At 41.5% G+C, this 11,114-nt stretch carries 7 protein-coding genes and 1 rRNA gene; 7 read left to right on the forward strand and 1 reads right to left on the reverse strand.

The window, feature by feature from the left end; all coding sequences use genetic code 11:
• The first annotated feature begins 200 nt into the window (after positions 1 to 200).
• The 3 genes from BM126_RS19175 to BM126_RS19185 all read left to right on the forward strand — a co-directional run bounded on the left by BM126_RS19175 (position 201) and on the right by BM126_RS19185 (position 3,005).
• Complete coding sequence (locus BM126_RS19175; RefSeq protein ID WP_090991031.1) at positions 201 to 575, forward strand: VOC family protein; 375 nt, start codon at positions 201 to 203, stop codon at positions 573 to 575.
• A gap of 338 nt (positions 576 to 913) precedes the next feature.
• On the forward strand, positions 914 to 1,348 hold the full coding sequence (locus BM126_RS19180) for a MarR family winged helix-turn-helix transcriptional regulator (RefSeq protein WP_256213187.1): 435 nt from the start codon (positions 914 to 916) through the stop codon (positions 1,346 to 1,348).
• A 46-nt stretch (positions 1,349 to 1,394) separates the two neighbouring features.
• On the forward strand, positions 1,395 to 3,005 hold the full coding sequence (locus BM126_RS19185; RefSeq protein WP_090991032.1) for an MDR family MFS transporter: 1,611 nt from the start codon (positions 1,395 to 1,397) through the stop codon (positions 3,003 to 3,005).
• A gap of 233 nt (positions 3,006 to 3,238) precedes the next feature.
• Here BM126_RS19185 and BM126_RS19190 read toward each other — a convergent pair whose 3' ends face one another.
• Positions 3,239 to 3,367: a hypothetical protein gene (locus BM126_RS19190; RefSeq protein ID WP_090991033.1), complete on the reverse strand. Its 129-nt coding sequence runs from the start codon at positions 3,365 to 3,367 to the stop codon at positions 3,239 to 3,241.
• A gap of 507 nt (positions 3,368 to 3,874) precedes the next feature.
• Here BM126_RS19190 and pulA point away from each other — a divergent pair.
• From pulA to BM126_RS19210, 4 genes are all read left to right on the forward strand, one after another.
• On the forward strand, positions 3,875 to 6,712 hold the full coding sequence (pulA, locus tag BM126_RS19195; protein ID WP_090991048.1) for a type I pullulanase: 2,838 nt from the start codon (positions 3,875 to 3,877) through the stop codon (positions 6,710 to 6,712).
• 74 nt (positions 6,713 to 6,786) lie between these two features.
• Positions 6,787 to 9,213 (forward strand): alpha-amylase family glycosyl hydrolase, encoded by a 2,427-nt coding sequence (locus BM126_RS19200; protein WP_090991034.1) that lies wholly within the window; start codon positions 6,787 to 6,789, stop codon positions 9,211 to 9,213.
• Positions 9,214 to 9,517: 304 nt separating this feature from the next.
• Positions 9,518 to 10,507, forward strand: coding sequence for a class F sortase (locus tag BM126_RS19205; RefSeq protein WP_177201509.1), 990 nt, complete (start codon positions 9,518 to 9,520; stop codon positions 10,505 to 10,507).
• A gap of 539 nt (positions 10,508 to 11,046) precedes the next feature.
• Positions 11,047 to 11,114, forward strand: a 16S ribosomal RNA gene (locus BM126_RS19210); the annotation flags it as partial.

The following is an 11,114-nucleotide window of genomic DNA, read 5'->3' on the forward strand; positions in this document are numbered from 1 at the left end:
TTATATATACAGCATAATGTCTTTTTCAAAAAGCGGACTATGGTGACTGCGCCGAATATTGATTTTCGCTAAGCTCTGAACTCCGCAAAAATCAAGCGGCAGCTAAATGACGCTTTTTAAAATATTTTAAAAGGCCGTATAATCCCAGCGAAAACATCCGTTTAATAAAGTGAAACCTTTTTGGAAATGGAGTGTGTCAGATGAATAGTCCAATAAAAAATAAGATAAATACCGTATTTATCCCTGTCACAAACCTGGAAAGGTCAGCTGCCTGGTACAGCCGGCTGCTTGGCCAGGAATACAAAGAAAATCAAGCGAAGCGCCCTGTGTTTAATGTGAAAATGAGCGAGTACACAGGTCTGACTCTGGATGCAGGAGCAGAAGACAATCCAAATAGCCCTGCACCTTCTGAATATCCGATTTTTAATTTCCATACTGACTCTATCGGCAATGCAAGGCAGTATATTAAGGAAATGGGATATGAAGGAGATATGGAAATCGTGAAATTTGACGATTTTTCTTTCTTTACTGTTAAGGATCCTGATGGGAATATTATTATGATTTGCAGCGGCTGAGGAAAGGAACGCGTGATGAATGAATATCCGCTTACTGGGTAAGATTTCAAGGATGTCTATAAAGGGGCTTTTAAGAATGGTCTCACGGGGAGCTTTTTATAGACCTTTTTTAATTAGGCTCTTTTTTTAAAATTGTTGTTTTTTTAATTTGTTATATGAGTCGTTCCCATTGTCAAGTCAGGCTGATTGGAGCGTAAGGTGTGAGACTCCTGCGGGATTGGCAAAAAAAATTAAAATTAAATTGACAACTACTTAATGCGGATATATATTTAGTAATGTTAAATATTAATCAAAGTTAATTATTGTGCGGCTTGGATAATTCAAACAGGAGGGTTCATGTGGAAGGCACACAGAAATATTATGACCGGATACAAACCGGGCTTCAAGTCACTATCCAAAAGATACAGCCAGAAATGCTTGAAGCATTGAATAACCAGGGAGTCACACCGACACAATGGTTTGTTCTTTTTTTTATAAAAAATAATGGACTATGCAGAATTTCTCAGCTGGTTGACCTGATGGAAGTCAAGCCGAGTGCAGCTACCTTTATGATCGACCGGCTCGAGCAGGGCGGATTTGTGTTCCGGGAGCACGACACAAAAGATAGAAGAGTTGTCAATATCGGGCTGACCGATAAAGGGAGAGAAAAGTTTGAAATTATTTTATCTGAGAGAAGGGCTATTGTGGAACGCTGGCTTTCCATACTGTCAAAACAAGAGCTGTCCATGATGGCAGACATTATGGAAAAGCTTGCTGGCAGCACTGCAATTTGATTGATATTAAAGAGAGAATAGATTGATTTAACAGGGAGAGAGATACGTGGAAAATACAAACCAAGACTATAACCGCAAATTATTGCTGATCGGGCTGATCATCGCAATGTTTTTCTCGGCGCTGGACGGTACGATTGTAGGTACAGCCATGCCGAGAATTGTTGGCGATTTGGGCGGATTAAGCATGATGACCTGGCTGACAACCGCTTATATGCTGACTTCAACGACCATTGTACCCATTGCCGGTAAGCTGGCAGATTTATTGGGACGCAAAACTGTTTATGTGACAGGCCTTATTATTTTTATGGCAGGATCCGTTTTTTGCGGATTGGCTAATGATATGACTGAATTAATCATTTTCCGCGGTGTGCAGGGAATTGGCGGCGGAATTATGATGCCTATGGCCATGATTGTTATTGGAGACCTATTCACAGGAAAAGATAGAGCCAAGTTCCAGGGAGTTTTTGGAGGGATTTACGGCCTTGCATCTGTTATTGGCCCGCAAATAGGAGGATGGATTGTAGATTCTCTTAACTGGAAATGGGTATTTTATATCAATCTGCCAGTGGGGATTATCGCAACCGTCTTTATTGCGATGGGATTAAAAGCGAAAAAGAATGAAGGACCGATTAATTTTGACCTTGCCGGCATGTTCACCATGATTGTTGGGGTTGTAACACTGCTTCTTGCCTTAAGCTTCGGAGGCAAAGACTACGCATGGGGATCCTGGCAGATTATTACTTTGCTGATTGTTGCGGCGGTCGGTCTGATAAGCTTTGTTTTCATCGAAACAAAAGCGAAGGAACCCATTTTGCCTATGTACTTATTTAAAAACAGGACCTTTACTTTATTAAATTTAATCGGCTTTTTTATGAGCGTCGGTATGTTTGGCGCCATCACATTCGTTCCATTCTTCATGCAGGGAATCGTTGGGGTAAGCGCTACTGCTTCCGGCACGATTATGACTCCGATGATGATTACCATGATTGTTGCAAGTATCATTGGCGGCCAGTTAGTGTACAAAATCGGCATTAAAACACAAATCATAATCGGGATGCTGATTATGGCGGGAGGTTTTGGCCTGCTGACTACACTTAATATGGATACAACAAAGTTAACTGCGACCACTTATATGGGGGTAATTGGCTTGGGAATGGGTCTGGTTATGCCGATCCTGACACTCGCACTTCAAGAGAGTTTTTCTAAAAAAGAACTGGGAGTTGTAACCTCATCAAGCCAGTTTTTCCGTTCTATCGGAGGAACCTTTGGGATTACCATCCTGGGTGCTGTCATGAACAGCAGGGCAGGAACCCTTTTAACAGATAAATTCGTTCCATTCCTTAACAGCCTGCCAAGCCAGGCAGAAGCCATGAGTGCAAAGTTTAAATTTATGGTTGATGATAATCCAAGCGGCTTATTTCAGATGCTTTTCTCACCAGAAGCTTTGAAGAAAATACCATCAAGCTTATTGGATAAGATGCTGCCGATTATTAAAACTTCACTGATGGATTCCCTGCATACTGTATTTTTTGCAGGCTTGATTTTCATTGTTATTGGAGCAGTATTTACATTGTTCCTACACAAAATCCAATTATCTAATAAGAAGACCCAGGAACAGGTTTCTGAGGAAACGAACGCCTCACCGGAATTGGGCTAACATAGAGATAAAGGAAACAAACAGCCAGGATAAATTCCTGGCTGTTTGTTTTTTTAAGGAAATTAAGAAGATTAAAATTGTACAAATTAATCATTTTTCATCCGCAAGTTCATCATAAATGCCGGTTGGATGATTAAACAAGAGAGAGTTTTTTAGGAGAAAAGCAATAGCATCAATTATGAGAGCAGTCAGTTAAATCCGGGGATTTTTTTTATGGTTTTTAAAGTCTGCGGTTATTCCAAATCGTTATTAATCTGCTCTTCATATTGCTCGTGTTTTGACCCATTGTAAAGCTGGTTGATTTCCCGTGCTACTTCATCCAAGAACTCATCAGAAAGCAGCGGATTTTTTTCCTTGCGCATAACGGCCCACCTCTTTCGTTTATTATTTGCCTATTGGAGAATTCCATACATATAAGGTAAGCATATAACATATTCCTTAAATTTTCTAATTATTTGCTCAATATATATAAATATTGTGATAAAAGACTCTTGAATTAAGCGTACTTTTGTAATTCATTGAAGAGTGTCTCATGCCCCAGGTATTTTGTACAAGAGGAGGCTGCAAAAACTAACGTAACCAGCAGGTGCAGAAGCTCCGAAATGTCTGGAACGATGGGTTTTAGCAGGAGTATAAGATAAAAAACCTTCATATACCTTTCACGAGCTAATGAAATTTTCATTCAGCTTTTATCTATGCTGAGGCTTTCTGACTATTTATAATGAAAGCGATTTCAATATGTTTTTTAACGTGATAAAGTAGAGAAGGATTATTCCACATAATGTCAGGAAAAGGGAGGGGTTTGGGTGAGCTTCAAATTGTTTAAAAAAGGGATTGCGGCAACGGCAGCATGTATCCTATTGCTGGGGATGATTTTTTCATTCAGTTTTGCGCAAACGTTTGCAGTGGGAAAAACTAAGATTATTATTCACTATCAGGAAGCGGAAGGAAATACGAAGGATTGGAATTTATGGGTCTTCCCTGAGGGGGGCGAGGGAAAAGCCTATCCGTTTACAGGCAGCGATGCCTTTGGCAAGGTTGCCGAGATAGAATTGGATGGGAACTTAAAAAAAGCAGGATTTATCGTACGAACTGACAGCTGGGAAAAAGACGGCGGCGACCGAATGATTGATATTTCTGGGGGAGAAGGCGAGGTCTGGGTAAAATCCGGGGACGATCGTACATATACAGAGCCTCCTGACGGGGAATATCGCAATCTTCCTTCCTATGAAAATATTAATGTAACAGTCCATTATTTCCGTTATGACAATCAGTATGATGGCTGGAATTTATGGGCATGGCCTGAAGGCGGCAATGGCGAAGCAGTGACATTTAAGGAAAGTGACGATTATGGAAGAGTGGCGCACATCGTTTTGCATAATCTAAAGGATGTTCATAAGGTAGGGATGATTGTAAGGAAGAGCACGGCGGAAAACGAGTGGGCGGAAAAAGATGTTGATAACCGCTTCGTGACAAAATTTAATCCGGACGGCTCAGCCGAGATATGGATCGCACAAGGGCAGGATCGGATTTATTATGATAAAGATTCTGTGGATAAGACGCCGAAAATCGTTAAAGCTTCAATTGATGCTTTTAATGAGATTACCTTTGAAACGAATTTTCCTTTTGATGCATCCAAAGCTGGATTATCACTCGCAGGAGACGCAAAAATCAAGGAAGTCATACCTTACGATAGTAAAACGGGAAGCTTCACAAATAAAGTGAAAATTATAACGAAAAATAATCTGGACCTGTCAAAAACCTATGAAGTAACAAAGGAGAATTTCGGAACGGCGCCTGTTGAAACGGGAAAGGTGGTACGTTCTCCGGAGTTTGATTCCCTTTTCTATTATCCTGGGCATGATTTAGGAAATACCTATACGAAGAGAGGAACGTCATTCCGTGTCTGGGCCCCAACGGCTAGCGAAGCAAAACTTGTAACCTACCGTTCCTGGGATGACAAAACAGGGAAGGAGACTTCTCTCAAGAAAGCAGAACGGGGAACCTGGACTTCCTTCATTAAAGGAGACCAGGAGGGTTTAATCTATACGTATAAGGTGAAAATCGGAAACAAATGGAATGAAGCAGTTGATCCGTACGTCCGCGCAGTAACTGTTAATGGAGATAAAGGTGCAGTGATTGATCTTAATAAAACGAATCCTGCTAAGTGGAGCGGCAGAATGAAGCCGTTCACACCTGAAGATGCAATTATTTACGAACTGCATGTTAGAGATCTTTCGGAGGATCCTAAATCCGGGATTAAAAATAAAGGTAAGTATCTGGGCGCAGCAGAGGAAGGGACTAAAGGGCCCGGCGGTGTTAAAACAGGATTGAATCATATCAAGGATTTGGGTGTAACTCATGTACAGCTTCTGCCAATCTATGATTACCGGACAGTAGATGAAACAAAGCTCGATCAGCCGCAATTCAATTGGGGATATGACCCTAAGAACTATAATGCTCCTGAGGGGTCGTATTCAACAGATCCATATAATCCTGTCAAGCGGATCACAGAGGTTAAACAGATGGTCCAATCTCTTCACAAAAATAATTTAAGAGTGATTATGGATGTGGTTTATAACCATATGTTTTCTACTAGTGAATCAAACTTCCAGCAGCTTGTTCCCGGCTATTATTTCAGATATAACGAAGACGGAACATTGGCCAATGGGTCAGGGGTAGGAAATGATACAGCATCCGAGCGGAAAATGATGAGGAAATTCATTGTCGACTCTGTAAGCTACTGGGCGAAGGAGTATAACCTGGACGGCTTCCGATTTGATTTAATGGGGATTCTTGATGTGACAACCATGAATGAAGTAAGGAAGTCTTTGAATAAAATCGATCCTTCCATCATCGTTCTTGGAGAAGGATGGGATCTGAATACCCCGCTTGATCCTTCTCTGAAGGCCAATCAAAAGAATGCTTCAAAAATGACAGGAATTGCTCATTTTAATGACGGCATTCGGGATGCCATAAAAGGCAGTGTCTTTGAAGATGGTGATCCGGGCTTTGTGAACGGAAAAGAAAATACCGAAAATAGCATTAAAGAAGGAATAAAAGCAGGTATTGATTACCCTGCCTCCATTGCCGCATATAAGGACCCGGAGCAGGTTGTCGAGTATGCGGAAGCACATGACAATCTTACTCTTTGGGATAAATTGCAGAAGACCAACCCGGAAGATTCACTTGCGGTCAGGAAAAAAATGCATGAGCTTGCTTCTTCCATTGTCCTGACGTCCCAGGGAATTTCATTTATTCATGCGGGGCAGGAGTTCATGAGAACAAAGGGCGGAAATGGAAACAGCTACAATGCACCAGACTCCACAAATCAGCTTGACTGGCAAAGGCGTGCTGATTTTGATAAAGAAGTAAAGTATATGAAAGGGCTTATTGAGCTTCGAAAAGGCCACCCTGCCTTAAGGATGAGAACAGCTTCTGATATCCGCAAGCATTTATCATTCCTTGAAGCACCGAAAAATACGGTGGCGTACCATATTAATGGACATGCCAATCGAGATCATGCAAAAGACCTTACTGTTATTTACAATGCCAACAGAAAAGCTGTTTCTGTTGCTCTTCCATCCCGAGGGACGTGGAAGGTGCTTGTAAACGGAGAAAAATCAGGGAATAAAACCTTGCAGATTATAAAAGGATCAAAAGTCACTGTGCCTGCACTGAGCACTTTTGTACTTGAAGTAAAATAAGTAAATGATGAAGTGGAGGTCAGGTAAGAAAAATCCTGATCTTCCTTTTACAACTATTTCAGGAGGAAAAAGATATGAAAAGAAAGCCTCTCTTTCTTGTAATCCTGTTTTTTATGTTCTGCTCGTTTTTAACACCGGCCCACTCGAGTGCTGCAGATTACAGCAAGGTTGTAGTCAGGGGAAGTGAAGCGCCGCTTGACTGGGGCTCGGATAATAACCAGCTTGCCAAGCAAAGCGATGGAACCTGGATATCTAAGCCCATTCCTCTGGCAGGAGGAAAAACGCTTGAATTTAAATATGTAAGAGACGGAAATTGGATGGATGGAGACAACTTAACATACACCCCTCCTCAATCAGGGAACTACGTCTTTGTTTTTCACCCTGATAACGAAAGGACAGTGGATCTTAAGCTTACAGAAGCTGAAGGAAAAGTGACCTTAAACCTGACCATGCCCGCTTCTGCTCCCAGCTGGGCAGTTCCATCTGTAGCTTCCAGTCTCAATAATTTCAATTATGGAGTCACTTACATGAAAAGAACAGGTGAAAGAACCTGGACCCTTACTTTAACGGGCAATCCGGGCGAATCGTTCACATACCTGTATGGGCTGGGGGATATGAGATATGCAGAAGACCGCCAGCTGCCCCGTGAAGCAGTTTTCAGCAAAGAAGGAACAATCTTCAATGATACAATTTCATCTTTTAAAGCTGTCCCTGTAGCAATCAATGTGAGCCATAATTATGACTTTATGCCAAAGGTGCCTGACAGCAAGGATAATGTGCGGATAAAGGTCAAGGCTGAACACTATGGCCCTATTGATAAAGGGGGAATTTATTATACAACCGACGGATCTTCTCCTTCCGGAAAAAGAGGGAAGGTGCTAAGAGGGCATTTTGTTCCACTGACAGTACAATCATCGTCGAAAAATGAGGAAGGAATGATTACAACTGTCTTCAGCGGAATGATACCGAAGCAGAAAAATCAGACTAGAGTAAAATACAAAACAGATATTTGGTACTCAAAGGGGCAAGGATCTCAATTTGCAGATACCAATAGCCTCACAGCTGAAGATGCCACGGAATTTGCTTATTATGTGGATCAGTTCAAATCTCCCGATTGGGCCAAAACTGGATCCATTTATCAGATTTTCGTGGACAGATTCATGAATGGGAATTTAAAAAATGACGATCCCAAAAGCCTTGCCCTGCCATATGATGAGCGACTTAAGGGCTGGATGGGCGGTGATCTTGCCGGTGTAAAAGAAAAACTTGGATACATTCAGAGCCTGGGTATTAAAACAATTTGGATATCCCCTGTATTTGAGGGTCCTTATTCACATGGCTACCATCCGGCAAGTTTCACGAAAATCGACCGCCGTTTCGGTGATGAGCAATTAATGAAATCAATTATTAAAGAAGCGCACCGCAGAGGGATGAAAGCTGTATATGACCTTGTCCCGAATCATACTTCAAACCAGCATCCGTTTTTCAAGGATGCACAAAAAAATGGAGAAAAGAGCCCTTACTATAAGTGGTATACCTTTACGCACTGGCCGGACAAATATGAAACCTTCAGCGGTGTTTCAGAACTCCCGCAGTTAAACAATGACAATCCAGACACTAGAAACTATATGCTGAAAACGGTTGTGCCATTTTGGCTTAAAAATTTGGGGTTTGATGGATTCAGGCTGGATTATGCAAAAGGCCCGAGCTACAGCTTTTGGGTGGATTTCAGATATGCTGTAAAAAGAATTAATCCAAATGCCTATATTTTTGGAGAGGTTTGGGACAGCCGCGAAAAAATCAGCACCTATGCTGGAAAACTCGATGGTGCTCTCGACTTCCCTATGCAAGGCGCACTTAGCGATGTTTTCGCAAAAAATAAATCTATGAAGGAACTCGGGGAAGCAATCACAAGCAACGAGAAAACATATCCGAAGGAATTCCGGATGAATACGTTCCTCGATAACCATGATATGCCGCGTTTCTTATTCGAAGCAGGCGGGGATACAAATAAATTAAAGCTGGCTGCTGCTGCACAATTTACCCTGCCAGGCACACCTGTTGTCTATTACGGAACAGAAGTCGGCCTATCGCAAAGCAAAGACCATAATCAGGCTGCGGATTATAAAGACCGCTATTTCCGCGAAATGATGCCGTGGGATCCGAAGGTTCAAAACCTGGAACTAAAAAAGTATTATCAGCAATGGATTTCCCTGAGAAACCATGAAATAGCCCTTCAAAAAGGCACCTATAAACAAAAGCTTATAAATGATAATGTGCTTGTTTTTGAAAGAAGCTATAAGAAAGACCGCCTGCTTGTTGTCATAAACAAATCGCAAACCCAGCCTGTAAAGCTAAGCAGTGCTGACTTTAAATATGCTGAAAATGCCTTTACGCATAAGTACCTGAAAACACAAAAAACAGGCAGTATCAGTCTTCCTGCAGTAAAAGGAACAGTTTCAGTTTATAAACTTTCCAGCACTCAGCATAAGGGGAAGTAATAATTGATTTTTGCCCGCAATCCATATGGATTGCGGGTTTATTCATTCCGGGTAATTCTCCCGGCGGTGAACCGTAATTAATCCTTCTAAATATATATAATGAACAGTAAAAAAGGATACAGTCCAATTACTCGTTTATGATAGCTAAACTATCGTGGTTATGTGTTTAATAAAATGGTTAATAGAAGGCAGGCATTTCTTGCTGGGACATAAAAATAAATTTTTGCCTGAAAAGGTGATCCAAATTCAGACTTTTGACGTTATCCTGATAAACGACCTTATAAATGAAAAGAGGAGTATAGAGATGAAACGATTTTCTTCCATTATGGCTGCCGCTTGTTTATCAGGATTGCTCCTCGCAGGGTGCCAGGGAACTCCTGTTATGGACTCTACCCATTCAACCCACTCCCATCCAACCAGTCCGGAAAAAAAGAAGCAGGATGGAAAGAAAATGTCCAAGGACCCCATTTTTAAAGAATTTGTACTCTCTGAGGAGGATGCGGCATCTTTTGTAAACAAACGTATAGAACTGGAAAGAAGGCAAATTGAAGAAAGCGAGGGATTGATTCCGTCTAGGATAAAAATCCCTTCACTAAAAATAGATACCAAGGTAGAAAAAGCGGGAATCTTAAAGAACGGGGAAATGGATGTTCCGAAAGATGATAAGCATGCGGCATGGTTTGAGCCTGGAACAATCCCGGGCGAACTGGGAAGTGCTGTGATTGATGGGCATGTGGATAATAAAACTGGACCTGCGGTTTTCTTTAAATTAAAAGATCTGAAAGCAGGAGATGAAATCATTCTCTATGACCAGAAATCAAAAAAAATGACTTTTACTGTACAGAAAAAGAAGAGTTATCCATACAAAAGTGCACCGATTAAAGAAATTTTCGGCAAGAGGGATATGGCAAGGCTGAATGTCATTACCTGCACCGGACTTTTCGACAGGTCAAAGGGCACTCACCAGGAGCGGTTAGTTGTGTATTCAACACTAAAGGAAAATGTAAAGGACCAAAAAACCCTGCTTAAAAAGCCTGAATCTCCGCCGGATTTAACTATAAGTGGAACCTTCATTTCCTGGCATGCTGTGAGGCAGGATACGATAGTCGGGTACAGAATTTACCGTAAAGATCAAAACGGAGAATATAAATATGCCAAAAGTGTATCGGCCCTCCAGCGAAAAAGTTATACAGATTCCAGTGCACCTAAGCATCAATACTATGTGACCGCGGTTGATTTGTTCGGCCAGGAATCCAAGCCATCAAAAACAATTCCTGAAGATATGGCCAAATAATGGATTGAAAGGCTTTCCGTCTTTTCGGAAGGTCTTTGTCATGTATGCAGATTCATTTAGGCTGTAAGCTTAGCAGATCTGCTTTCCGATGGGCGGGCGGTGAGCATCCCCGGCTGGCGCCTGCCAGTTCTTACCTGTTCCGATATTTTAAGCAGGAGGCGCGGCCTTACACCAATCAACCTGGCTTTACAATGGAATCTCCTCACAGAACATAAAAACAACAAACTTTAAGAAAAGAGCCATCTCAAAAAAAGACTGTTGACAGGAGCAGAGAAGGCAGTTATTATAAGTAAGTACTTTTGATTTAGGCGGTAAGCCGCATGGCTTCTAATAAATTAATAGTAAGCTGAATAAGTCGCTGATGAATAGCGATTTTTAAAAAGAAGTTCACTTCGCAGAAGTTGACAACTGATCAACCTCATGTTATGATAACTAAGTCGAGTGAACAAGATTGCTCTTTGAAAACTGAACAAAACTAAGCGCCAACGTTTTAAAATAGTGAGCACACACTTTAAAAGCAAATGAGCAAGTCAAACATTTCTTCGGAGAGTTTGATCCTGGCTCAGGACGAACGCTGGCGGCGTGCCTAATACATGCAAGTCGAGCG

It is taken from the genome of Bacillus sp. OV322, from assembly GCF_900112495.1.
In the GTDB taxonomy this organism is placed as follows: Bacteria; Bacillota; Bacilli; order Bacillales; family DSM-1321; genus Peribacillus.